Origin of the sequence: Streptomyces sp. C1-1, from assembly GCF_050214755.1 — a bacterium.
In the GTDB taxonomy this organism is placed as follows: domain Bacteria; phylum Actinomycetota; class Actinomycetes; order Streptomycetales; family Streptomycetaceae; genus Streptomyces.
The window spans coordinates 1,081,650-1,104,045 of the sequence record NZ_CP189826.1; the positions used below are offsets into that span (position 1 = coordinate 1,081,650).

Annotated in this window: 23 protein-coding genes and 1 pseudogene; 12 read left to right on the forward strand and 12 right to left on the reverse strand. The window is 72.0% G+C overall.

Annotation, left to right across the window (positions count from 1 at the left end):
• Positions 1–100 precede the first annotated feature (100 nt).
• From ACQF4J_RS04900 to ACQF4J_RS04910, 3 genes are all read right to left on the reverse strand, one after another.
• Positions 101–979 carry a universal stress protein gene (locus ACQF4J_RS04900; protein ID WP_351563787.1) on the reverse strand — a complete coding sequence of 293 codons (879 nt, stop codon included), beginning with the start codon at positions 977–979 and terminating at the stop codon, positions 101–103.
• 143 nt (positions 980–1,122) lie between these two features.
• Positions 1,123–1,800, reverse strand: a complete 678-nt coding sequence (locus ACQF4J_RS04905; protein WP_351563789.1) for a DUF429 domain-containing protein — start codon at positions 1,798–1,800, stop codon at positions 1,123–1,125.
• A gap of 29 nt (positions 1,801–1,829) precedes the next feature.
• Entirely contained in the window at positions 1,830–3,089 is a 1,260-nt protein-coding gene (locus ACQF4J_RS04910; protein ID WP_427164731.1) for an MFS transporter, read from the reverse strand.
• Positions 3,090–3,182: 93 nt separating this feature from the next.
• On the opposite strand from ACQF4J_RS04910, the gene ACQF4J_RS04915 reads away from it, so the two are divergent.
• The 7 genes from ACQF4J_RS04915 (at position 3,183) to ACQF4J_RS04945 (ending at position 10,501) form a co-directional block, all read left to right on the forward strand.
• Positions 3,183–3,860, forward strand: a complete 678-nt coding sequence (locus ACQF4J_RS04915) for an ArsR/SmtB family transcription factor (protein WP_427164733.1) — start codon at positions 3,183–3,185, stop codon at positions 3,858–3,860.
• Positions 3,861–3,872: 12 nt separating this feature from the next.
• Positions 3,873–4,394, forward strand: a complete 522-nt coding sequence (locus ACQF4J_RS04920) for a DinB family protein (protein ID WP_351563792.1) — start codon at positions 3,873–3,875, stop codon at positions 4,392–4,394.
• 510 nt (positions 4,395–4,904) lie between these two features.
• Positions 4,905–5,231, forward strand: coding sequence for a rhodanese-like domain-containing protein (locus ACQF4J_RS04925; protein ID WP_351563793.1), 327 nt, complete (start codon positions 4,905–4,907; stop codon positions 5,229–5,231).
• Positions 5,232–5,279: 48 nt separating this feature from the next.
• The gene (locus tag ACQF4J_RS04930) at positions 5,280–6,509 is read left to right on the forward strand and encodes an FAD-dependent oxidoreductase (RefSeq protein ID WP_427164736.1); all 1,230 of its coding nucleotides are present in this window, start codon (positions 5,280–5,282) and stop codon (positions 6,507–6,509) included.
• Positions 6,510–6,571: 62 nt separating this feature from the next.
• Complete coding sequence (locus tag ACQF4J_RS04935) at positions 6,572–7,957, forward strand: MBL fold metallo-hydrolase (protein WP_351563796.1); 1,386 nt, start codon at positions 6,572–6,574, stop codon at positions 7,955–7,957.
• 76 nt (positions 7,958–8,033) lie between these two features.
• Entirely contained in the window at positions 8,034–8,639 is a 606-nt protein-coding gene (locus ACQF4J_RS04940; protein ID WP_427164740.1) for a class I SAM-dependent methyltransferase, read from the forward strand.
• Positions 8,640–8,770: 131 nt separating this feature from the next.
• Positions 8,771–10,501 carry an aminotransferase class V-fold PLP-dependent enzyme gene (locus tag ACQF4J_RS04945; RefSeq protein ID WP_427164742.1) on the forward strand — a complete coding sequence of 577 codons (1,731 nt, stop codon included), beginning with the start codon at positions 8,771–8,773 and terminating at the stop codon, positions 10,499–10,501.
• Positions 10,502–10,577: 76 nt separating this feature from the next.
• On the opposite strand, the gene ACQF4J_RS04950 is transcribed toward ACQF4J_RS04945, so the two are convergent.
• Positions 10,578–11,165, reverse strand: coding sequence for a rhodanese-like domain-containing protein (locus ACQF4J_RS04950; protein WP_351563802.1), 588 nt, complete (start codon positions 11,163–11,165; stop codon positions 10,578–10,580).
• A 79-nt stretch (positions 11,166–11,244) separates the two neighbouring features.
• Between ACQF4J_RS04950 and ACQF4J_RS04955 the strand changes: the two genes are divergently transcribed.
• Positions 11,245–11,532, forward strand: a complete 288-nt coding sequence (locus ACQF4J_RS04955; protein ID WP_142145811.1) for a metal-sensitive transcriptional regulator — start codon at positions 11,245–11,247, stop codon at positions 11,530–11,532.
• A 21-nt stretch (positions 11,533–11,553) separates the two neighbouring features.
• Here the strand turns inward: ACQF4J_RS04955 and ACQF4J_RS04960 are convergent, their stop codons facing one another.
• From ACQF4J_RS04960 to ACQF4J_RS04970, 3 genes are read right to left on the reverse strand one after another with little or no spacing between them, the layout of a single operon-like run.
• A complete protein-coding gene (locus ACQF4J_RS04960; RefSeq protein ID WP_351563804.1) occupies positions 11,554–12,300 on the reverse strand; it encodes a sulfite exporter TauE/SafE family protein in 747 nt (248 codons plus the stop codon).
• Positions 12,297–12,683 carry a rhodanese-like domain-containing protein gene (locus ACQF4J_RS04965; RefSeq protein ID WP_351804759.1) on the reverse strand — a complete coding sequence of 129 codons (387 nt, stop codon included), beginning with the start codon at positions 12,681–12,683 and terminating at the stop codon, positions 12,297–12,299. The genes ACQF4J_RS04960 and ACQF4J_RS04965 overlap by 4 nt, the downstream gene beginning before the upstream one ends.
• A 58-nt stretch (positions 12,684–12,741) precedes the next feature.
• Positions 12,742–14,106, reverse strand: coding sequence for an MBL fold metallo-hydrolase (locus ACQF4J_RS04970; protein WP_351563808.1), 1,365 nt, complete (start codon positions 14,104–14,106; stop codon positions 12,742–12,744).
• A 142-nt stretch (positions 14,107–14,248) separates the two neighbouring features.
• Between ACQF4J_RS04970 and ACQF4J_RS04975 the strand changes: the two genes are divergently transcribed.
• Positions 14,249–14,653: a DUF302 domain-containing protein gene (locus ACQF4J_RS04975; protein ID WP_427168563.1), complete on the forward strand. Its 405-nt coding sequence runs from the start codon at positions 14,249–14,251 to the stop codon at positions 14,651–14,653.
• On the opposite strand, the gene ACQF4J_RS04980 is transcribed toward ACQF4J_RS04975, so the two are convergent.
• Positions 14,631–16,241 (reverse strand): hypothetical protein, encoded by a 1,611-nt coding sequence (locus tag ACQF4J_RS04980; RefSeq protein ID WP_427164746.1) that lies wholly within the window; start codon positions 16,239–16,241, stop codon positions 14,631–14,633. The two genes, ACQF4J_RS04975 and ACQF4J_RS04980, sit on opposite strands and share 23 nt — an antisense overlap.
• A 335-nt stretch (positions 16,242–16,576) precedes the next feature.
• Between ACQF4J_RS04980 and ACQF4J_RS04985 the strand changes: the two genes are divergently transcribed.
• Positions 16,577–17,821 (forward strand): cytochrome P450 family protein, encoded by a 1,245-nt coding sequence (locus ACQF4J_RS04985; protein WP_351804753.1) that lies wholly within the window; start codon positions 16,577–16,579, stop codon positions 17,819–17,821.
• On the opposite strand, the pseudogene ACQF4J_RS04990 reads toward ACQF4J_RS04985, so the two are convergent.
• Both ACQF4J_RS04990 and ACQF4J_RS04995 read right to left on the reverse strand, forming a co-directional pair.
• Positions 17,798–18,232 (reverse strand): annotated as a pseudogene (locus ACQF4J_RS04990) (MFS transporter); the annotation flags it as partial. The gene ACQF4J_RS04985 and the pseudogene ACQF4J_RS04990 overlap by 24 nt on opposite strands.
• Positions 18,233–18,427: 195 nt before the next feature.
• The gene (locus ACQF4J_RS04995; RefSeq protein ID WP_351563814.1) at positions 18,428–19,243 is read right to left on the reverse strand and encodes an SAM-dependent methyltransferase; all 816 of its coding nucleotides are present in this window, start codon (positions 19,241–19,243) and stop codon (positions 18,428–18,430) included.
• 204 nt (positions 19,244–19,447) lie between these two features.
• Between ACQF4J_RS04995 and ACQF4J_RS05000 the strand changes: the two genes are divergently transcribed.
• Together ACQF4J_RS05000 and ACQF4J_RS05005 are read left to right on the forward strand one after the other, a co-directional pair.
• Positions 19,448–20,479 (forward strand): ArsR/SmtB family transcription factor, encoded by a 1,032-nt coding sequence (locus tag ACQF4J_RS05000; RefSeq protein WP_351563816.1) that lies wholly within the window; start codon positions 19,448–19,450, stop codon positions 20,477–20,479.
• Between the two features lie 109 nt (positions 20,480–20,588).
• On the forward strand, positions 20,589–21,044 hold the full coding sequence (locus tag ACQF4J_RS05005) for a hypothetical protein (protein ID WP_427164748.1): 456 nt from the start codon (positions 20,589–20,591) through the stop codon (positions 21,042–21,044).
• 65 nt (positions 21,045–21,109) lie between these two features.
• Here ACQF4J_RS05005 and ACQF4J_RS05010 read toward each other — a convergent pair whose 3' ends face one another.
• Positions 21,110–21,805, reverse strand: coding sequence for a DUF899 domain-containing protein (locus ACQF4J_RS05010; RefSeq protein WP_351563820.1), 696 nt, complete (start codon positions 21,803–21,805; stop codon positions 21,110–21,112).
• A gap of 110 nt (positions 21,806–21,915) precedes the next feature.
• Entirely contained in the window at positions 21,916–22,356 is a 441-nt protein-coding gene (locus tag ACQF4J_RS05015; protein WP_427168564.1) for a flavin reductase family protein, read from the reverse strand.
• Positions 22,357–22,396: the final 40 nt, after the last annotated feature.

Consider the following 22,396-nt stretch of genomic DNA (forward strand, 5'->3'; position numbering starts at 1 on the left):
AGCTTCGACGCGGCCGCCGCCGGCGGGCAGGGGCCATCCGACCGCCACGGGGACCGGTCGGCCCCCTTCGGCGTGTCCGGCCGACCCGAGCCTCCCGGCGTCAGTGGTGCGTGTCGTCTCCCCGTACCACCGCGACCGGGCAGTGCGCGTGATGCAGCAGCGCCTGGCTGACGGAGCCCAGCAGCAGGCCCGCGAAGCCGTCGCGGCCGCGGGCACCGACCACCATCAGCTGGGCGGACCGGCTGGCCTCGATCAGCGTCTCGCGCGTCCTGCCGTGCACCACCCGATGCTCCACGGCCACCTCCGGATACCGTTCCCGGTGTCCGGCGAGGGCCTCGAACAGCAGGCGCTCCTCCTCGGCGGCCAGCGTGCCCGGCGGGTTCGCGTACGGCATGGCGGCGTCCGGCGGCGGAGGCAGCGGCGCGTTCCAGGTGGTCCAGGCGTGCACCGCCGTCAGGCCGGTGCCGCGCAGCGTCGCCTCGGCGAAGGCGAAGTCCACCGCCCGCTCATTCGCGGGCGAGCCGTCCACGCCCAGCACGATCGGCCCGTCGGCGCTCGGCCGTTCGCGCACCACCAGCACGGGGCAGCGGCCGTGCGCCACCAGGTGCACCGCCGTCGATCCCACCAGCAGTCCGACGAACCCGCCCATCCCTCGGGACCCGACCACCACCAGTTCGGCGGCCCTCGACTGGGCCTCCAGAACGGTCAGCGGTTCACCGGTCACCACGACATGGCTGACCTCGACTTCCGGTGCCGCCTTGTTCGCCCGCTCCACCGCCTCGGCCACGAGGTGTTCGACCATCTTCCGGACACCGCCCTCGGGCGGCCCCAGGGGTACGTGGGTCGCGGGCCACAGGAAGGCGTGCACCACCCGCAGATCGGCCTCGCGCGACCGGGCCTCGCGGGCCGCCGCGTCGACCGCGGCGAGGCTCGAGGCCGAACCGTCCACGCCCACGACCACCAGACGGCTCGTCGTCATGGTTCCCACCTCCAGACATGGAAGCGTCTCCACTTTCAGACTCACCCGGCGGGCCCCGCCGTCATAGGGCCGATCGGCCACCACGGCGGCCGACCGGCGCCACCCGCCGACGGCCGCCCGGTCGTCCGCCGTACGGCAGCCGGTCAGAACCGGATCTCGACGGCGCGGCCTTCCGCGTCCGGTTCGGGCACCTCGGGAACCCGGCCGGCGGTGCCCCGGGCGATCCGGTGCGCCGACCAGGCGGCCACGGCGGCGTCGAGGACGTCGTCGGCGGGAACGCGGTCCGCCTCGCCCAGCGCGTCCGGCAGCACGATCCCGGCCTCGGCCAGCAAGGTGCGGCGCAGGTGCTGACCACGCCAGGTCTTCTTCGGATGGGTCAGCGGCACCCCGCCCGCGAGCGTCCGGAAGGACAGCTCGGGGTGCACCTCGTGGAGCCGCCGGTCGGCCAGCCGGCACGCCCGGGCCTCGAGCAGCTTCGGGGCCAGCGCCCACGCCTGACGGCTGAGCCGGCTGCCGGTGAGCTCCTGACACCGATCCGCGGCCGCCGCGTACTCCCGCTCCTGCCAGGCCGGCCGCGGCGCGATGAGGAAGACGCTGCCGCGCCGCACACCGAGCAGGGCCCTGGCCGCGAGGTCCGCGGCGCGCCAGCCCTTCTCGACGAGGCCGAGCGGCATGTCCACCGCGATCACGCCTGCTCCGGTGGCGCGCTCGATCAGCGAGTCGAGCCGGATGTCCACCAGACTGCCCGCGTAGGCGCCGTCGGTGAGCGTGATCCCGACCCAGCCCTGCTTACCGCAGGCGTCGACTCCCAGGACGTCCATTCCACACCGCCTCGCGCAGGGGGCGCAGCCTACCGTGGCCCGTCCACGTGCCGCTCGGTGATCCAGCCGGCGGCGAGCAGACCGGAGGCGGCGGTGAGGACGGCGGCCGCGACGACGGTCGCGTTCAGGCCGAAGGAGTCGGCGAGGACGCCGGCGACCAAGGCGCCGGCGGCGTAGCCGATGTCGCGCCAGAAGCGGTAGGTGCCCAGCGCGTTGGCCCGCCGGCTGGGGTGGGCGTGGTCGGAGACGGAGGCGATGAGGGCCGGGTAGACCATGGCGGTCCCCAGGCCGAGGGCGACGGCGGACAGCAGGCCGGCCGCCAGTGGACGCGACAGCAGGACGAGGGCGAGCACGAAGCCGCCGGCCTGCACGAACATGCCGGTGACGATGAGCGGTTTGCGGCCTATGCGGTCGGCGAGGTGGCCGGTGGGGATCTGCCCCAGGCCCCAGAGGATGGGGTAGAGGCCCTTGATCAGTCCGACGGCCGCGATTCCGAGGCCGTGGTCGGTGAACAGCAGGGGGAAGACACCCCAGGTCAGTCCGTCGTTGAGGTTGTTGACCAGTCCGGCCTGGCTGGCTCCGCGCAGAGAACGGTCGTGCCAGGAGGTGTGCGCGAAGGTGGCCCTCAGGCCGGTGTCCTGGCGGGTGGGCGGCGGCTGGGTGTGCTGGGCGAGTTCGAGCGCGACGTGGGCGGCGGTGTCGCGGACGACGAGCGAGAGGGCCAGTCCCGCGGCGACGAAGACGACGCCGATGAGTTCGGGGGCCGGGCGCAGCCCATGGGCGGTGGCGAGGTAGCCGGTGAACAGGGCGGTGGCACCGACGGCGGTGTACCCGGCGGCCTCGTTGAGGCCGGTGGCGAGGCCACGGCGGGCCGGGCCGACGAGGTCGATCTTCATGTTGACGGTCATCGACCAGGTCAGGCCCTGGTTGACGCCGAGCAGCACGTTGGCGGCGACGATCCATCCCCAGGAGGGCGCCCAGGCGAGCGCGAAGGGGACGGGGACGCCGAGGAGCCAGCCGGCCACCAGCAGTTGCTTGCGGCGGTAGCGGGCCGTCAGCGCGCCGGCGGCCAGGTTCGTCAGGGCCTTGGTGAGACCGAAGGCGATGATGAAGGAGAAGACCGCCAGGTCGCTGGTCAGCCCGAAGGTGCGGGCGCCGATCAGGGGAACGGTGGTGCGCTCCAGCCCGACCAGCCCGCCGACGCAGACGTTGACGATGACGAGCAGGGTGAACTGCAGCCGGTTCTCGCCCAGCCCGAGGCGTACGGTGCTGGTCGCGGCCAGGCTCACGGCAGTCCTCCAGGGTCCGTCAGGGGCGGTGTGGCGAAGCAGCCGACGCTCCGGCCTCATCTACACTATTCCATGGAATGATGGAGGATACTGATGGCGGACACTACGACGGCGGGTTCGAAGGCACGGCTCTACGACGCGTTCGCGGTCAGCGGCAAGGCGCTGGCCAGCGGAAAGCGTCTGGAGCTGCTCGACCTGCTGGCCCAGGGCGAGCGCACCGTCGACGCCCTGGCGAAGGCGGCCGGGCTGAATCTCACGACGGCCTCGGCGCATCTGCAGACCCTCAAGCAGGCCGGATTCGTCGCCACCCGACGCGAGGGCGTACGCATCCACTACCGGCTGGCCGGGGACGACGTGGCCCGCCTCTTCGCGCTGCTGCGCAAGGTCGCCGAGCGCCACCAGCCCGCCGTGCCCGCCGCCCGGGACGCCTACCTGCGCGGAGACGGGGCCGGGGAGATCGGCCGCGAGGAGTTGCGCGCCCGCGTGACGGCGGGAGAGGTGGTGCTGCTGGACGTGCGGCCGTTCGAGGAGTACCTCGCCGGACACATTCCCGGCGCGCGTTCCATCCCGGTCGGCGAACTGGGCGACCGCATCACCGAGTTGCCCGAGGACTCGGAGATCGTCGTGTACTGCCGGGGCGAGTACTGCGTGCTGGCCCACGACGCCGTACGACTGCTCACCGACCACGGACGGCGAGCGATCCGCATGGACGACGGCATGCTGGAATGGCGACTGGCCGAACTGCCCGTCGACTCGGCTGATCCCACCTGACCGGGAGGCCCCATGGACCGGAACGTCGTGCGCGCGGAACTCCGGGAGGCCGGTGCGGCCTTCCACGCACTACTGGACTCGGCGAGCGACGAGGACCTGCGCCGCCGCAGCAACGGAACCCGTTGGACCAATGAGCAGTTGCTCTACCACATGCTGTTCGGCTACATCGTCGTACTGGCCCTGCTGCCCCTTGTACGGCTGTTCGGCCGCCTTCCGCCGGGCGCGAGCCGTGCCTGGGCGCGCCTGCTGAACGCTTCGACGCGCCCGTTCGACGTGATCAACTACTGGGGAGCCGTGGGCGGTGCCCGGGTGTACGACCACCGCCGCATGGGCGCGAAGTTCGATCGCACTGTCGCGGCCCTCTCCCGGCGCCTGGATGCCGAACGGGACACGGAGTTGGCGCGGACGATGCACTTCCCCGTGCGGTGGGACCCGTTCTTCGCGGACACCATGACGCTCGAAGACGTCTACCGGTATCCCACCCGGCACTTCGACTTCCACCGCGCCCAGCTCAGCCTGGACACCCCCTCCTGATTCACTCGCCGGCGATCCAGTGGCCGAAGGCCTCCTTGTGCTGCTCCGAGGCGGCGAGCAGGTGGGTGTACACCTGGCGCGCGTCCGGGGCGGTGAGTCCCGGCAGGGCCTCGGTCAGTGCGGTGATGTCGTCGCCCTCGACCCTCCGGACAGGCTGTTCTGCCCCTGCTTCAGGAGCCGGTCGTAGGCGGCCTGGACGGCGGGGTCGGTGAACATGCCGGCTCCTCGGCTCCGCGGGAGGGCCCGTGCCGTTCCGCACCGTCGTCAAGGAGCTCGTCACCGCTCACGGCGGCACCGTCGCCGCGGCCTCCGGCCCGGACGGCGGGACGCGGATGACTCTTCGGCTGCCCAGGGCCGCGCCCCGGAGCGGATCACGGCTCCTGCGAGGACCCTCCGCCGAGCGGCGAGTTGCCTCGCGGGCAAATACCCCCAGGGGTATTTGACGCTCCACCCGGAGGCCCCGTACCCTCGCGACAAGACACCCCCGGGGGTATTTGAGGAGGCAACGACATGGCCCGTGAAGCAACAGTCGACGAGCTGGCGGCCGCGTGGACCGACGGCGGGCTCGTGATCGACGTACGAGAGCCCGACGAGTACGCGGCCGGGCACGTCCCGGGCGCCCGCCTGATGCCGCTGCGGACCGTGCCCGGCCGGTGCGGTGAACTGCCCGCCGATCGCCCGGTGTTCGTCATCTGCGCCAGCGGCAACCGCAGCAAGAGCGCCGTCGACTGGATGACCTCCCGCGGCATCGACGCCTACTCCGTGGCCGGCGGCACCGGCGCCTGGGCCCGCGGCGGCCGCCCGATCGCCGTCGGCCCCGCCGAGCGCGCGGCCTGACACCCGACCCGAACCCGCACCACCGGCCAACCGGAAAGGAGCACCGCCTTGGCCGCCACCCCCTCTCCCTCCGACGCACCGCTCGACGGCCGTCACCGCGTCGCCGTCATCGGCGGAGGCAGCGCCGGGATCAGCGTCGCGGCCCGCCTCAGGCGCGCCGGAGTCACCGACATCACCCTGATCGAACCGTCCGACACCCACTGGTACCAACCACTGTGGACCCTCGTCGGCGGCGGCCAGGCCCCGCTGAGCGGCACCCGGCGCCCCGAGGGCTCCGTCATACCCGACGGCGTCCGCTGGATCCGCCGCCGCGCCCTCGCCGTGGACGCCGAGGCCCGCACGGTAAGGCTGTCCGGCGGCGACGACCTGAGCTACGAGTACCTGGTCATGGCGCCCGGCATCCAGCTCGACTGGAACGGCGTGCCGGGCCTGGCCGAAGCGGTCGGCCACGACGTGGTCAGCAGCAACTACGCGCCCGAGTACGCCCCGCGCACCTGGGACCTCATCAAGCGGATGCGGTCCGGCACGGCCGTCTTCACCCACCCGGCCACCCCGCTGAAGTGCGGCGGCGCCCCGCAGAAGATCGCCTACCTGGCAGCCGACCACTGGCGTCGGCACAAGGTCCTCGACGACATCCGTGTCGTCCTCGTCATCCCCGACCCCGCGATGTTCAAGGTGCCCGCCTGGTCGCAGGTCCTGGAGAAGGTCGCCGCCCGCTACGGCATCGAGGTGCGGCTGCGCTCCGAGATGACGGCCGTCGACGGCGACGCCCGCGAACTCACCGTCACCGACCACGCGAACGGCACGAAGGAGACCCTCGGCTACGACTTCCTGCACGCCGTGCCGCCGCAGAGCGCGCCCGACTGGGTCAAGGAGAGCCCGCTCGCCGACCCCGCCAGCCCGCAGGGCTTCGTCGCCGCCGACAAGCACACCCTCCGACACCCGGTCCACGGCAACGTCTTCGCCCTGGGCGACGTGGCCAACCTGCCGACCTCCAAGACCGGCGCGGCCGTGCGCAAGCAGGCCCCGGTGGTGGCCGACAACCTGGTGGACGTCATGAACGGCCGTTCCCCGTCCCACCGTTACGACGGCTACACGTCCTGCCCGCTGGTGACGGCCCGGGACCGGATGCTGCTCGCCGAGTTCGACTACGACCTCAAGCCCACCCCGACGTTCCCGCTGCTCGACCCCTTCAAGGAACGACGCACCATGTGGCTGTTCAAACGGTACGGACTGCCGCCGGTCTACTGGCACGGCATGCTCACCGGCCGACTCTGAAACGGACTCCTCGAATACCCCCTGGGGTATCAACACCCCATCCTCACGGAGGTCACCCGACCATGTTCTTCGCCCAGTACTACCTCGACTGCCTCTCCCAGGCGTCGTACATGATCGCCGACGAGACCACCGGCAAGGCCGTCGTCGTCGATCCGCGCCGCGACGTCTCCGAGTACCTCACCGACGCCGCCGCCCACGGTTTCACCATCGAGGCCGTCATCAACACCCACTTTCACGCCGACTTCCTCGCCGGCCACCTCGAACTCGCCGACCGCACCGGCGCCTGGATCGGCTACGGACAGCGCGCCGAGGCCGAGTACCCCATCCGCAAGCTGACCGACGGCGAGCGCATCAGCCTCGGCGACGTGCAGCTGCAGATCCTCGAAACGCCCGGTCACACCCCCGAGTCGATCAGCGTCCTGGTCCGCGAGCACGCCGACGACGCGGTGCCCTACGGGGTGCTCACGGGCGACGCGCTGTTCATCGGCGACGTCGGACGGCCCGACCTGCTGGCCTCCATCGGCGTGACCGCCGACGAACTCGGCAGGATGCTCTACGACACCATCCAGCACAAGCTGATGGACCTGCCGGACGCGGTACGGGTCTTCCCCGCCCACGGCGCGGGCTCCGCCTGCGGCAAGAACCTCTCCACCCAGCGCCAGTCCACCATCGGCGAGCAGCGCGTCACCAACTACGCCTGCCGGCCCATGAGCGAGGAGAAGTTCGTGGAGCTGGTGACCGCGGGGCAGCCCTCCGCGCCCGCCTACTTCGTCTACGACGCCATCCTCAACCGCAAGGAGCACGGCCTGTTCGACGCGGCGGCCGCGCCCCTGCCGTTGTCCGTCGAGGAGTTCATGCGACGCCGTGCGGAGGGCGCGGTCGTCCTCGACGCCCGCTCCCCGCAGGACTTCGCGGCCGGCCACCTGCGCGGCTCGGTCAACGTGCCCGCCGACGGCCGCTTCGCCGAGCAGGCCGGCATGGTCGTCGCACCCGAGCAGGACGTCGTGGTCGTCGCGCCGCAGGACCGGGAGGAGGAGATCGTCACCCGGCTGGCGCGGATCGGCTTCGACAAGGTCGGCGGCTATCTGCGGGAGCCCGAGGGCGCCTTCCCGGCGCTGGCCCAGGAAATGGCGCAGGCCAGTCGCCTCACCGCGGACGAGCTGCGCTCCGCGCTCGCCGGGGCCGAGCCCCCGCTGGTCCTGGACGTGCGCAACACCGCCGAGCGCGAAGAGGGCTTCATCGAGGGCTCCGCGCACATCCCGCTGGCCGAACTCGCCCGCCGTATCGAGGAGATCCCGGCCGACCGTCCCTTGGTCGTGCACTGCGCCGGAGGCCACCGCTCCGCCATCGCCGCCAGCCTGCTGCGCCACGCGGGCCGCACCGACGTCTCCGACCTGCTCGGCGGCTACGGCGCCTGGCTCGCCCTGCCGGCACCGGCCGACGTGTGAATCCGCCGCGACCGGCCCTGTAGCGGCGACAGTGGGAGCGAGGCTTCCACACCGACCGAGGAACGAGGTGCCCACGGTGGACGCAGCGGACTGGGACCAGCGGTATCGGGGCAGCGAACTGGTGTGGCGGGCCGAGCCCAACCGGTTCGTCGAGGAGGAGCTGCGCGATCTGCGACCGTCCGGGCGGGCGGTCGACCTCGCCGCCGGCGAGGGCCGTAACGCGGTCTGGCTGGCGGAACGGGGCTGGGAGGTCGACGCCGTGGATTTCTCCGCCGTCGCGCTCGAGAAGGCGGAGCGGCTGGCCGCCGACCGCGGTGTGCGGCTGCGCACCGTCCGGGCCGACCTCACGGCCTGGACGGCACCGCCGGCGACGTACGACCTCGTCCTGATCTCCTATCTCCACCTGCCGTGGCCTCGGATGGCCGGGGTGCTGTCCCGGGCCGCCACCTGTGTCCGCGCGGGCGGAACACTCCTGCTGGTAGGCCACGACGCGGCCAATGCGGCGCGCGGCCACGGCGGCCCGCAGGACCCGGGGGTGCTGTACACGCCGGAGCAGGTCGCCGACCTGTGGCGGCCGTCGGCCGACATCGTGCGGGCCGAGACGGTCGCCCGGCCGGTGACCGACGCCGAGGGAGTCGGCCGCACGGCCCTCGACGCGCTCGTACGCGCCGTGCGCGACTGACACCCGCGCGGAACTCATGGTCGCCCTCCGGCCAAGAGCGTCCCGGCACCGGGCGCCGACCGGCCGACTGTGAGAAAATACCCTCCAGGGTATGGGGGGGCAGTGGCCGGCACCGGCGAAGGGACCCGACGATGAGCGACATCACCCCGCTGACCGTCGGCACGGATCTGTTCGCACCGGCCGCGCCGACGCTGGTCGAACGGATCAGGGCCGGCCTCATCGGCGACGACGAGGTGCTGGAGGGGCCCTACGGCCCGAAACTCATCGTCTACGCCGACTACACCGCGTCCGGCCGCTCGCTGGACTTCGTCGAGGACTTCATCCGCGAACAGGTGCTGCCGCGCTACGGCAACACCCACACGGAGAGCTCCAGCACCGGCCTGCAGACGACCCGGCTGCGCGAGGACGCCCGCCGGATCATCCGTGACGCGGTCGGCGGCACGGCCGACGACCTGGTGATCTTCTGCGGTTCCGGCGCGACCGCCGCGGTCAACAAGCTGGTCGGCATCCTTGGGCTGTGCCGCCCCGACACGCCGGAGCCGCACAGGCGTCCGGTGGTCTTCGTCGGCCCGTACGAGCACCACTCCAACGAACTGCCGTGGCGCGAGTCGGCCGCCGACGTCGTGGTGATCGACGCGGATACCGACGGCCACATCGACCTCGGCCGGCTGGAGGCGGAGCTGCGGCGGCACGCCGACCGACCGCTGCTGATCGGCAGCTTCTCCGCCGCGTCCAACGTCACCGGCATCCTCACCGACACCGACCGCGTCGCCGCCCTGCTGCACGCGCACGGCGCCCTGTCCTTCTGGGACTACGCGGCGGCTGCGCCGTACATCCCCATCCGGACGGCCGAGAGCACACCGGGGGCCGGGGACCACAAGGACGCGCTGTTCATGTCGCCGCACAAGTTCGTCGGCGGCCCGCAGACCCCGGGAGTGCTCGTCGTGCGCCGTGAGCTGGTGCGCAACCGGGTGCCCACCGTGCCCGGCGGTGGCACGGTCTCCTTCGTCGACCCCCTCGGCCACCGCTACCTCGACGACCCCGTCGCCCGGGAGGAGGGCGGCACCCCGGCGATCGTCGAGTCCGTCCGGGCCGGTCTGGTCTTCGCCCTCAAGCAGGCGGTCGGCACCGACACCATCCAGGCCGCCGAGGAACGGCACTGGCGGCACGCCCTCGCCCGCTGGGACCGCAACCCCGGCATCGAGATCCTCGGCGACCACCACGCCCGGCGGCTGTCCATCGTCTCCTTCCGCATCCGCCACGGCGAACAGTCCTATCTGCACCACCACTACGTCGCCGCCCTGCTCAACGACCTCTTCGGCATCCAGGCCCGCGGCGGCTGCTCCTGCGCGGGCCCCTACGGCCACCGCCTGCTGGCCATCGACGCCGTCACCTCCCACGCCCTGCGCGACGAGGTCGTGCACGGCTGCGACGGCATCAAGCCCGGCTGGATACGCCTGAACTTCAACTACTTCATCAGCGACACCGTCCGCGACTACCTCGTCGACTCGGTCGACCTGATCGCCACGCACGGCCACCGGCTCCTGCCCGACTACCGCTTCGACGCGCACACCGGGCAGTGGCGCCACCACAACGGACCCGCCGAACCTCCGCTGCGGCTGACGGACGTGCGCTTCGGCGCCGACGGGCTGATCACCGCCCCGGCCGTCCGCCGCCCGCGACTGGGTGAGGAGGCACTGGCCGGCCAGCTCGACCGCGCCCGCGAGACGCTGGCCGCTCGCCCCGGCCCTCTCGACGCCGGTCCGACCGGACTGCCCGCCGACTTCGAGCGGATGCGCTGGTTCCCGCTGCCGCCCGCCTGCGTGGAACAAACCCGGCCCGGAGCCGGTTGCCCCGACTGAATACCCCGACCGGTATCAACGACCCGCTACGGCCGGGGCACCCGCGCCGGCCGCACGGGTGCCCCGGATCGTGGCTTCAGCGGGTGCGCAGAACAGTGAGGGCGGCGTCCAGATCGGCCGCGCGCGGGCGGTTGTGCGGCAGCTTGCCGAGCACGACCGCCATGCCGCACGTGTTGGTGAGGGCGGAGAAGACCAGGCCGCCCGCCATGCCGGCCGAAATCAGCAGGAGGGCCGGATGCACGAGCACCCCCAGGGCGAGGCCGAGGAGGACCAGCGTGCCGACGGTGAAGCGCACCTGGCGCTCCATGCTCCAGGCGGAGCGGGTCGCGCAGGCCGCCGGCGTGTGCAGGTCGTGCCCCTCGGCCGCCCAGGCACCGGTGCCGCCGGCGAGGGTCGCCGTGGCGATGCCCTCCTCGGCCAGCAGCTTGCAGGCGTTCTCGGAGCGGGCCCCGGAGGCGCACACGACGAGGACGTCACCGCGCTCGGCGACGTGCCGTATCTCCGGCAGCGCCCGCCGGACGTGGTCCAGCGGGATGTTCACCGCCCCCGGGAGGTGACCGGAGGCGTACTCGGCGGGCGTGCGCACATCGATGACGGTGAGCTCCTGCAGCCGGGTGCGGGCCTGCTCGGGGTGGAGGGAGAGGGGGGAGGAGGGGTGGGTCATGACAGGTGTGATCCTTAATGGTCGACGCCGTCCCGAACCGGGACGTACAGTACCCCTAGGGGTATTTCAAGGAGTGATCGTGGAACTAGAACTCGAGGGCGCGGATCTCAAGGCCGTGCTGAACCGGCTGCGCCGCGCACAGGGTCAGATCTCCGGGGTGATCCGGATGATCGAGGAAGGCCGTGACTGCGAGGAGGTCGTCACGCAGCTCGCCGCCGCGTCACGCGCGCTGGACCGCGCCGGTTTCGCGATCATCGCCACGGGGCTGCAGCAGTGCCTGACGGACATGGAGTCCGGGCGCAAGAACGGCGAGGACCCGGAGGCGATGCGCGCCCGCCTGGAGAAGCTGTTCCTGTCCCTGGCCTGAGGGCGCTCGCCGCGCGGTCGCTCACCGCAGCGCGTCGACGAGCATGAAGGCCGCCACGGCCAGCAGCACCACCGCGAAGATCCGTTGGAGCGTGTGCCCGGAGACCTTCGCGGACAGCCGCTTGCCGTCCCAGGCACCGAGGACGGCGGCCGCGACGAACGGCCCGACGACCGTCCAGTCGAGGGTCTCGACCGTGCCGGCGCGCATCGACAGCGCGGCCAGCGAGTTGACGGTGATGACCAGCAGGCTGGTGCCCACCGCGTTCCGCATCCGCATCCCGAGCACCCCCACCAGCGCCGGGACGGCGAGGAAGCCACCGCCGACGCCGAGGACGCCGGTGACCGCGCCGAGGCCGGCACCGGCCGCCGCGGCCCGCCCGGGACGCACGGTCACTGTGCCCGCCGCGGCCGGCCGGGAGCGCAGCATGCGCACGGCGGCCACCCCCGCGACCACGGCGAAGGCCGAGGTCAGTACGGCCGCCGGAACACTGCCGGCGAGCGCGCCGCCCAGCATCGCCGGGCCGATCCCGGCCGCCGCGAACAGCAGCCCCGTACGCCAGCGCACATGGCCGTCACGGGCGTGCGCGACGAGCGCGGTCACCGAGGTGAGGGTGACGATGACCAGGCTCGCGGTCGTCGCCCCGACCGGACTGAAGCCCAGCAGGTAGATCAGCGCGGGGACGGCGAGGACGCTTCCGCCGCCGCCGAGCGCGCCGAGCGCCAGGCCGATCACGGCTCCTGCGGCCAGGGCGAGTATGACCGCGCTCACGCTATCGTGCCGTTGCCGCCGCGGGCGTCCACCACCGGCAGCCCCGCCGCGGCCCAGTCCCGCATCCCGCCGATCACGTCGACGGCCTGCGAGCCGCGGGCCACGAGCAGTTCCGCGGCCTGCCGGGAACGGTTGCCGGAGCGGCAGATCACGACGAGGGGCTGTGCCTGCGCGCGGGCGGGCAGTCCCGCGCCGGCGGCCAGCGCGGACAGTGACAGATGCACGGCTCCCGGCGCGTGCCCGGCCTGCCACTCGTACGGTTCCCGTACGTCCAGCAGTACGGCGTCGGCGCCGCCGTCGCCCTCGCCGTGACCGGTGCGTGCGGCCGCCACCTGCACATTCACCCGGCCCGGACCGGACCGTTCCCGTCGGAGGATGCTCATCTCGGTTTCTGGCTCCTGTTCTCGCGTGTCGTTCGGAAGTTCGGTACGCCGTACGGCGTCAGGGGGTCCGGACGGCGAGTCCCGCCTTGCCGGCCGCGTCGAAGGAGTCGTCCACCGCGACGACGTCCCGGCCGGCGGCGTCCAGCAGGGAGGCCGCGACGGCGGCGCGCATGCCGCCGGCGCAGTGCACCCACACCTCGCCGTCGGGGATCTCGTCGAGGCGGCGGGGCAGTGTGTGGATCGGGATGTGCACCGAGCCCTCGACGTACCCTTCGGACCGCTCCGACGTCCGGCGCACGTCGACGACGACCACGCCGTCCGCGGACCGTCCGGCCAGGTCGGCGAAGGTGCCCCGCGCGAAGGCGGCCGGGGCTTCGCCCTCGCGCAGCCAATCGGCCGGTCCGCCCGTGGCCGCGGCCGCCGGACGGTCGATGCCCACCCGCACCAGCTCGCGCTGTGCGGCGGCGAGCTGCTCGGGCGACTCGGCGAGCAGGGTGACCGGCTTGCCCCAGGGGATCAGCCAGGCCAGATAGGTGGCGAGCTGCCCCTCGGCCTCGAAGTTGAACGAGCCGGCGACGTGCCCTTGGGCGAAGGCGACCCGGTTGCGCAGATCCACCACCCACTCCCCCGCGGCCAGCCGGGCGGCGATCTGCTCGGCGTCGGCCGTCTCCGGCGGGGTCAGATCGACCGGCGCCGGACCGGCGGCGTTGGCCGGTCCCATGTGGGTGTAGTAGGCGGGGACGTCGTCCAGGCCCGCCAGCAGGTCGGCGACGAAGACGTCCACGTCCCGGGTCAGGGCCTCGTTGGACACCTTCTCCTTGCCGATGGTCGTGTCGCCGCCCGCGGACTGCGTGGACGAGCAGAAGCTGCCGAAGCCGTGGGTGGGCAGTACGGCCGTCTCGTCGGGCAGCTCGGCGGCCAGGCGGTGGGCGGATGCGTGCTGGGCGCGGGCCAGGTCCTCGGTCAGCCGGGGCTCGACCAGGTCGGGGCGGCCGACGGTGCCGATCAGGAGCGAACCACCGGTGAACACGGCGATCGCCGCGCCGTTCTCCTCCAGTACGTAGGAGGTGTGGTGCGGGGTGTGTCCGGGCGTGGCCAGCGCGCGCAGGACCAGGCCCGCCTCCGCGTCGATCTCGGTACGGTCGCCGTCGCCCACCGGCACCCGTTCGAAGGAGACGCGGGCCGCGGCGGGCACCAGGTAGGCGGCTCCGACGAGCCGGGCCAGCTCGAGGCCGCCGGTGACGTAGTCGTTGTGCACGTGCGTCTCGACCACGTGCGAGATCCGCACCCCGCGCCGGGCCGCCGCCGCGATCACCCGGTCGATGTCGCGGGGTGGGTCCACCGCCACCGCGGTCCGCTCACCCCCCGCGAGATAGCTGCGGTTGCCGAGCCCGGCGACCTCGATCGTGTCGACGAAGAACACGAGGTACTCCCTTCCGGTGAAGATTTACCCCTGGGGGTATATCAACGACGGTAGCATGAGTACCCCGGGGGGTATTTAGAGGGGCAGCAAAACCCCAGGAATGAGAACGGACGCGAGCGTCCAGAAAGAACGGATCACCACCATGCGCTACGACCGCACAGTCCGCCTCGACGCCGACTTCGCCACCGCCGTCATCCGCACCCGTGACGCCCTCGCCGAGCAGGGCTTCGGCATCCTCACCGAGATCGACGTCACCGCCACGCTCAAGGCCAAGCTGGATCACGACATGGAGGACTACGTGATCCTCGGCGCCTGCAACCCGCCCCTCGCCCACCGCGCCCTGGACACCGACCGCTCCATCGGGCTGCTGCTGCCCTGCAACGTGGTCGTCCGCCGCGACGGCGACGGCACCGTCGTACAGGCCCTCGATCCGAACACGATGGTGGCCCTCACCGAGCTCGACGCCCTGCGCCCGGTCGCCGAGGAGGCCACCCGCCGCCTCGACGCCGCCCTCGCCGCGCTCGTCAGGACGGACGGGGGGAACTGAGGCCTGTCGACGAGGACGGGGTGACGGCGGTGGCCGAGGAGTCGGGCGTGCCGGCACTCGGGGCCGTCGAGACCCCGTCCGAGGCGGGTGGCGCGGAGGCGGGGACGCCCGTCGTCGCCGTCGCCGAACCGCCGTTCGCGGTGGGCGACGAGGCGGTCGGCGCCGCGGACGGCGAGGTGCCCTGGGTCGCACCGGCGGGGCCGGGTGACGCGGACGGCCGGCCGAGGGGCGTGAGTACCGCGTCGGTCACCAGGCCCTGGCCGTCCGTGGTGAGCATCACGGGGTTGCCCGAGTGGAGCAGCCGGTCGCAGCCGAGGTTGGTGAAGGTCTGGTTCGCGCGTGAGGCCAGGAAGCCGAAGAGGTTCGGTGCGGTGCCCGGGTCGGGCGAGGGCGCGGCCCGCAGAAGCGCCCGGTCCTGGAAGACGCGGCGGATGCCGGACGGCTTGGTGAAGAGCGTCCTGCAGTAGGCCGCTCCGTTCCCGTCGTCGCCCGCTCCGATCGGGGGCATGTCGACTCCGGCGCGGTAGAGGTCGGTCTTGCGGACACTGGCGTGGCCGTCGACGAGCGTCATCGGGTCGTTCTGCGGGATCAGCGCGATCGGCGCCCGCTGTCGGGCGGCGGCGGACAACTCGTCCAGTGGCAGGGCCGACGAAGCCAGGCCGTCGCTGGACTGGTCGGGCGCGGTGAAGGGCGTGCAGCCGAGGGCGGGGTCGATGAAGTGGGTGAGCAGCCGGTTGTCGCTGCCGTTGGTCAGGTCCGTGGGCTTCGCGCCGGCCCTGCGCAGGGCCGCCCTGCTCGCGGCGTTGTTCTGGGCGACGCGTCCCTGGGCGTCGGCGAGATAGTGGGTGACCACGTTGTCGCTGCCGTCCTGGTCCACGACCGAGAAGTCCCGCGTGGTGGGACAGGGCAGGCCGTCCTTGGCGGTCCCCAGCGCCGGGATCTTGAGGTGCTTTTCGGCCGTCTGCGCGTTGGCGGCGCGGAAGAAGGCGGGTGCGTTGCAGTACGCGAACTGACCGAAGGCGGAGCCGGGCGTGCCGTTGACGCACCTGCCCTGCGCGAGGCTGTGGGAGAGGCCGCTCGACTTCAGGGTGAGCTGGGTGGCGTTGAACCCGAACCATATGCCGACCGTCGAGCCCCTCGGCACCCTGGGCCGGACGGTGCTCGCGGCCGGCCTCGTCCCTTGGTCGATCACCAGAGGGTCGTAGACGGTCAGCTTGCCGTCCTTGGTCAGGATCGCGGCCTCGACGAAGGCGGCCTGGTCGGGATTGGCCTCGTGGCAGGGGCCTTGGCGCGGGTCCGTCGCGACGAGCCGGTAGGGCGTGGCCAGCCCTCGGGCGGTGAGGGGGTGCTCGGGAACCACCAGCGTGCAGTTCGGATCGGGGTCGGCGGCCTGCGTCGGCTGCGCGGAGGCTGCCGCGCCGGGCGGACCGGCGTGCCCGTGGTGGACCCCTGCCGCGAACACCGAGCCGGCGACGACGGCCAGGATCATCGGCCCTCCGACCACGGCGAGCGACCACTTGGACCGCGCACGGCGGCGGGCATGCTCGCGCCGTACGGAATGCGGCGCCTGCGACTTCTTCCGGGGCACTGGTCTGCTCCTCACTCGCCTTCCCACCCCCGTCGGCCAGCGACGTTAACAGCGCGCACCTGGACAACCGACAGCACTTTGCCAACGAAACCAACGGCGGGCAATGCGACAGGCGAGTCACGGCTGTCCTGAAGTCGGTTCTGCGCAAGAGGGGTTCAGCTGGTACCGGACGAGGTGGGCGGTGAGAAACGGGGCGTGGAAGACGCGGCGAATTTGCGGTGGCGACATTACCTGCGACGGGCCTGAAGAGGGCGCCGCCGTCCACTGCCCCTGTTCCGGACGACCGCGGAAGGCGAGGATGAGGGTGACGGACCAAGACGACGGACAGAGGCCAGATGACGCAGACGGACACCACGCACACCGCTGACGGCCCGGTCGACCTCGGCGCCCTGGGCGAGGACTTCACCCGCGACCCGTACCCCGTCTACGCGCGGCTGCGTTCCCGTGGGCCGGTGCACCGGATCCGGATGCCCGGAGGCGCGCAAGCGTGGCTGGTCGTCGGATACGAGACCGGGCGGGCGGTCCTGGCCGATCCACGGCTGACGAAGGACTGGGACAAGGCCTCGCCCGCACTGGGAATGACCACGGTCGCGGCAGGCCGTCACATGCTCTCGTCCGACCCGCCCCACCACACCCGGCTGCGCAAACTGGTCGCCAGGGAGTTCACCCCACGCCGCGTGCAGGCCCTCGAGCCATGGGTACGGCGGATCACCGACCGCCTGCTCGACGCCATGCTGGCAGCCCCCGACGGGCGCGCCGACCTGGTGAGCGCCCTGTCCTTCCCGCTGCCGATGTCGGTGATCTGCGAGCTCATCGGCGTACCGGCCCTGGACCGGGAGGAATTCGCCGCCGCGTCGAACACGGCTGTGTCCTCCCCCGATCCCGCCGAGCAGCGGGAAGCGGCGCGGACGACCTCCCGATTCATCGGGCAGCTCCTGGAGGACAAGCAGCGCGACCCCGGCGACGACCTGCTCAGCGCGCTGATCCGCACTTCGGACGAGGGCGGTGACCGCCTCACCGCGAACGAACTGACCGGAACCGTCTGGTTATTGCTGGTCGCCGGGTTCGAGACCACCGTGAACCTCATCTCGAACGGAGTGCTCGCGCTGCTGAGCCACCCCGACCAACTGGCCCTGCTCCGCGCCGAACCGTCCCTGATCGACAACGCGGTCGAGGAGATCCTCCGCTACGACGGCCCCGTCGAGACGCCCACGTACCGCTTCACCACCGACGCCGTGGACATCGCCGGCACGACCGTCCCCGGGGGCGGCGAGCTCGTCCTCGTCGCCCTCGCCGACGCCGACCGGGACCCGGCGCGCTTCCCCGGCCCCGACCGGTTCGACATCCGCAGGGACGCCCGCGGACACGTCGCCTTCGGCCACGGCATCCACTACTGCCTCGGCGCCCCGCTGGCCCGGCTGGAGGCCAGGGTGGCGATCGACGCGCTGCTCCGCCGGTGCCCGGACCTCGCGCTCGACATCCATCCGGCGGCGCTGACCTGGCGGGGCGGAGTGCTCATCCGCGGCCCGCTGCACCTTCCCGTGCGGTTCTCCGCGTCAACGCAGACGCGAGTGGGCTGACGACTCCGACCGCGGGCCGTCTTCGCGCTGTTGCTCGGAGACCCGGTACAACTCCTGCGAGGTGGTGATCAGTTCCTGCCGCTCCGCACGCGAACCGACCATCGGCTGCGAGCCGTTGAGCGGAACCTGTGCGGTCTCCGGCAGGAACTTCACCGTCACCAGGCCGCTCACCCCGGCCGGCATCAGGTAGCAGGCGGGCATCAGATCGTCGCCGGTGACGTGGACCAGGGCTTCGGTGACGAGCGGGGTGGTGCCCCCGAACGCCGCGACCGCGATGTTGAAACCGATGCCCATCGCGGCGTACCGGACGGCCGTCGGGAACAGCGCCGGCAGGGTGGCGGCGCTCGGCGCGGCGAAGCAGGCGAGCAGCGTGGAGAGGATCAGCACGCCGAAGATCGGCGGCCATGTTCCGGACATCTGAAACCGGTGACCATGTAGTTGGTGACCTTGCCCGTGATCGCTGAGGTCACACGTGTGAGCTCGCCGCCCGGGGCGACACCGCGCGGACCCCTGGCGCACTGCAGCGGCGCAGAGGGCAGGGTCTGGGTCGCGCGGAGGTCAGCCCCGGGGGGCGTGGGTTCCGTCGTCGCGTACGGCCGTCGCCGGTCACGGCTTGCGGGCGAGACCTCCGTGCTCGGCGATGACCTCGGGTGTGGGTGAACCGGGGTCGGGGCGCCACTGGGTGACCGACACCACGCCGGGATCGACGAGTTCCAGTCCGTCGAAGAACCGGGTGATCTCCTCGACGGTGCGCAGGTTGTACGGGACGGCTCCGCTTTCGTTGTAGGCGTCCTGAGCCTCTTCGAAAACGGGGTCGATGCCGCGGGAGCCGTCGTTGATGGAGAGGTAACTGCCGGACGGCAGCGCGTCCATGAGCCGGGCGACGATGGCGCGGGCCTGGTCGTAGTCGGCGACGTGGCCGAGGATGTTGCTGAGGATGAGCGCGGTGGGGCGTTCGAAGTCCAGCGTCTCGGCGGCCGCCGCGAGGATGCGGTCCGGGTCCGTGACGTTCGCGTCGATGTAGGCCGTCGCGCCCTCGCGGGAGGAGTAGAGCAGGGCGCGGGCGTGGGCCAGGACCATCGGGTCGTTGTCGACGTAGACGATCCGCGTCTCGGGGGCGATCCCCTGGGCGACCTCGTGGGTGTTCTGGGCGGTCGGCAGGCCGGTGCCGACGTCGAGGAACTGCCGGATGCCCGCCTCGGCCACCAGATGGGTGATGTTGCGGCGCAGGAAGGCCCGGCTGCTGCGGGCGATGGTGACGATGCCGGGGAAGACGGCGGTGTAGGCGTCGCCGGCCTCCTCGTCGACGGGGTAGTTGTCCTTGCCACCGAGCCAGTAGTTCCAGATCCGGGCCGAATGCGGAACCGAGGTGTCGATCGTCTGGCTCAGAACTTTGTCGGGCCTCGCCCCGGGGTCGGTCATCAGCCGCTCCGCCTTTCACCACAATGAGATCCGGTCACAGCACAACCTACGCCCCAACACCCCCCGCTCGCCTGTGGGTTCGATGGTTGGTCGCGGCGCCGCAACCAACCATCGGTACGTCTCAGTCGTCACCCATGACGACGTGTACCGACTTTCACGCATTCCACCCTCGGCCAACCCCCCACAGCCCATGAGAGAGGCCGCATGCTCCGCATCCACTTCACGCCCGAGGACTTACAGAACATCCGGATCTCCCGTCGCCCCGATCCCCTGTGGGAGCTGGTCTGCGCGACCTGTCGGCTCCCCACGCACCAGGGGCCGCTGGAGTTCGGGGCCTGGCGCCGCTCCGTCCGTGAACGGCTGGCCACCGACCCGACGTCGCAGCGCGCCGTGCTCGCCCTGCAGACGCTCGTCCCACCCGTCGGATACATCCCCGACTTCCTCACCCCGTCGTCCGTCCCGGAGGGAGGTCTGCCCGCGGCGCTGGAGGAGGTGGGGGCCACTGCCCCGAGCCGTCTGCGGCACGAGTTGGCCAGGCTGGGCGCGGCGCGACCGCTGCCCGCGTGGACCACGGCACTCGGCCGACCGGACGGCCGCGGCATGCGCTCCCTGGTCAAAGCCCTCGAGATCTCCTCCAAGGCGCTGCTCGAACCACGCTGGCCCCACGTCCGCAGGGCCATCCACGACGAGATCGACGTGCGCTCCCGCATACTCCTCGACGGCGGCGTTCTCGCCCTGCTGGAGAGCCTGCGTCCGCTCGCCCAGTGGAAGGCCCCTGTCCTGGAGGTGGACTACCCCACCCACCGTGAGCTCCATCTGGAGGGCCGTGGCCTGCACATCGTCCCCTCCTACTTCTGCTGGCGCAGGCCCACCGCCCTCGCCGACCCCACCCTCGGCCCCGTCCTCGTCTACCCCGTCACCGCACGGCCGCTCGACGTGACCGGCCTGCGCCACGACGGACTGGACCGCCTGCTGGGCCGTACCAGGGCCTCGGTCCTCACGGAGGTGGCCCGCGGACGCGCCCGTACCACCTCCGAAGTGGCCACGGCCGTCGGGATCGCCCTGCCCAGCGCCAGCTACCAGCTCACCGTGCTGCGGGACGGAGGACTTGTGGCGAGCCGGCGCGAGGGGCAGTACGTCCGCCACTCGGTGACGCCCATGGGCCACCGGCTCCTGGACGGGGACGCGGAAAGACTGCAGGTGACGGGGGCGGCTTCGGGGCGCGGCCGGGCCTGAGCAGCGCGCTGCGGCGCCGGCGCTTCGAGCAGCTTCGAAAGGCTTCCACCCCGCCGGGCGTTCGGCAACCATCACCGACGGAACACATCACAGATCAAACGGGGGAACCATGAGTCCGTTCCGCGAACACCGCCTTGCCCGTCGCGCCGCGACGGCAGGTGTCACCCTTCTGACGGCCGCTGCCCTGGGAACCGCCGGAGCGACCGCGTCCAGCGCCGACACCACGGCGCCCCAGACCCGGCAGATCGCCTCGTCGGTGCTCGGCAGCACCTACAAGATCACCCTCACGGCGGTGCGGTCGACGCAGGACGAGTACGCCGCCTCGGTACGGATGCAGGTGTACACGCACACCACCGGCGCCTGGAAGGAGTCCGACCGGGTCACCGTGGGCGAGACCGACGGCTGGTTCTGGTACCCGCTGACCGGCGACGGGGCCGTCTGCGAGTTCTCGACCGCGAGCACGGAACCCGCGCCGGTCGCGGTCAGCCTGCTGGTCACGCCGTCCATCGGCTGCTCCGGCTCGGCGCACTACGTGGTGAAGCAGGGCAAGGTGTACGCCGGCTGAACGGTCGTCGGGGGTCGGTCGGTGCGCGGGGCGACATGTCGTCCCGCGCACCGACCGTTTCGCGCTCAGGTGCCGACGGTTCCCTCGCCGTAGAGCGCCGCGATGTCCTTCGATGTCGCCCACCGGCTGTAGGTGGGTGACTGAGGCCAGCCCTCGGGCGAGTCCTGCCACTCCTCCTGCCGCCCGTAGGGCAGGAGATCGATCAGCGCGAACGTGTGACCGAGCTGCTCGGTGCCCCGGCCGTCGGTGTGCCAGGTCCGGTGGACCCGGTCGCCGTCCCGCAGGAAGACGTTGACCGCGAACCCGCCGCCGGGCGCTGCCCCGACGTCGGCACCGAACGGGCTGTCGGCGGTCGAGTACCAGGTCATACGGTTGCCGACGCGCCGCTTGTAGGCCAGTGCCTCCTCGATCGGGCCCTGGGTGACGACGACGAACCGGGCGTCGTAGTTGTCCAGGAACTCAAGGCGGGTGTACTGCGAGGTGAATCCCGTGCAGCCCGGGCACTGCCATTCCTGGCCGGCCGACCACATGTGGTGGTAGACGATCAGTTGCCTCTTGTCCTCGAAGACGTCCACCAGCCGTACCGGACCGTCCTCGCCCTCGAGGACGTAGTCGGGCATCTCGACCATCGGCAGACGCCGGCGCTCGGCGGCGATGGCGTCGAGCTCCCTGGTCGCCGCCTTCTCGCGGGCCCGCAGTGCCCGCAGGCGGTCTTCCCACGTCGCGGCGTCGACGACCGGGGGTAGTGCGTGGGCTGTCATGGTTCCCTCACAGATCTCGTGGCGCTTGTCCTCCGGAGTGGGTAGACCCCGGCCGACCGCGGAACTCATCGGTCGGCCCGCCCCGGGGACGGCGGACGAGGTGACGGGGGTCAGTCCACCGGATGTCCGGGGGCGATGTCGAGCGCCTCGCGCAGCCGCAGCAGTTGCCCCTCGGTCCGCCCGCCCCACTCAACGGGCGCGAGAACGAAGCCCACGTGATCACCGTCCTCGACACGTCGTACGACGGTGCCGACGAACCACGCCGCGGCGTCCTCCAGCACGACCGTCCCGCCGTGTCCGCTCCGCCACCGCACACGCGCGAACTTGTCGGTCCGCGCGCCGCACTCCCCGCCGAACAGCTCGGCCAGGTCGTGCTGTTCGCGGTCCAGGAGGTGGACGGCGAGGAAGTCCGCGGCCCGGGCGACCTCGTAGGTGTGATTGGCCGTGGACACCCACACCATGAACCGCACGGGCCGGATGGAGCACTGCGAGAAGAAGCCCACCAGGCACCCCGCCCGCCGCCCCTCGGCGGCGGCCGTGACCACGCACATCTCCGGGTTCAGCCGGTCCGTGAACGAGTCGGCGCCGTCC

Excerpts from the sequence above, each read along its gene's own strand:
- ACQF4J_RS05005 (WP_427164748.1), top strand. The coding sequence starts at position 20,589 with ATGAGTCCGTTCCGCGAACACCGCCTTGCCCGTCGCGCCGCGACGGCA.
- ACQF4J_RS04945 (WP_427164742.1), top strand. The coding sequence starts at position 8,771 with ATGAGCGACATCACCCCGCTGACCGTCGGCACGGATCTGTTCGCACCG.
- ACQF4J_RS04965 (WP_351804759.1), bottom strand. The coding sequence starts at position 12,683 with ATGAGCATCCTCCGACGGGAACGGTCCGGTCCGGGCCGGGTGAATGTG.
- ACQF4J_RS04995 (WP_351563814.1), bottom strand. The coding sequence starts at position 19,243 with ATGACCGACCCCGGGGCGAGGCCCGACAAAGTTCTGAGCCAGACGATC.
- ACQF4J_RS05000 (WP_351563816.1), top strand. The coding sequence starts at position 19,448 with ATGCTCCGCATCCACTTCACGCCCGAGGACTTACAGAACATCCGGATC.
- ACQF4J_RS04915 (WP_427164733.1), top strand. The coding sequence starts at position 3,183 with ATGGCGGACACTACGACGGCGGGTTCGAAGGCACGGCTCTACGACGCG.
- ACQF4J_RS04985 (WP_351804753.1), top strand. The coding sequence starts at position 16,577 with ATGACGCAGACGGACACCACGCACACCGCTGACGGCCCGGTCGACCTC.
- ACQF4J_RS04950 (WP_351563802.1), bottom strand. The coding sequence starts at position 11,165 with ATGACCCACCCCTCCTCCCCCCTCTCCCTCCACCCCGAGCAGGCCCGC.
- ACQF4J_RS04920 (WP_351563792.1), top strand. The coding sequence starts at position 3,873 with ATGGACCGGAACGTCGTGCGCGCGGAACTCCGGGAGGCCGGTGCGGCC.
- ACQF4J_RS04900 (WP_351563787.1), bottom strand. The coding sequence starts at position 979 with ATGACGACGAGCCGTCTGGTGGTCGTGGGCGTGGACGGTTCGGCCTCG.
- ACQF4J_RS04935 (WP_351563796.1), top strand. The coding sequence starts at position 6,572 with ATGTTCTTCGCCCAGTACTACCTCGACTGCCTCTCCCAGGCGTCGTAC.
- ACQF4J_RS05015 (WP_427168564.1), bottom strand. The coding sequence starts at position 22,356 with ATGTGCGTGGTCACGGCCGCCGCCGAGGGGCGGCGGGCGGGGTGCCTG.
- ACQF4J_RS04975 (WP_427168563.1), top strand. The coding sequence starts at position 14,249 with ATGCGCTACGACCGCACAGTCCGCCTCGACGCCGACTTCGCCACCGCC.
- ACQF4J_RS05010 (WP_351563820.1), bottom strand. The coding sequence starts at position 21,805 with ATGACAGCCCACGCACTACCCCCGGTCGTCGACGCCGCGACGTGGGAA.
- ACQF4J_RS04925 (WP_351563793.1), top strand. The coding sequence starts at position 4,905 with ATGGCCCGTGAAGCAACAGTCGACGAGCTGGCGGCCGCGTGGACCGAC.
- ACQF4J_RS04905 (WP_351563789.1), bottom strand. The coding sequence starts at position 1,800 with ATGGACGTCCTGGGAGTCGACGCCTGCGGTAAGCAGGGCTGGGTCGGG.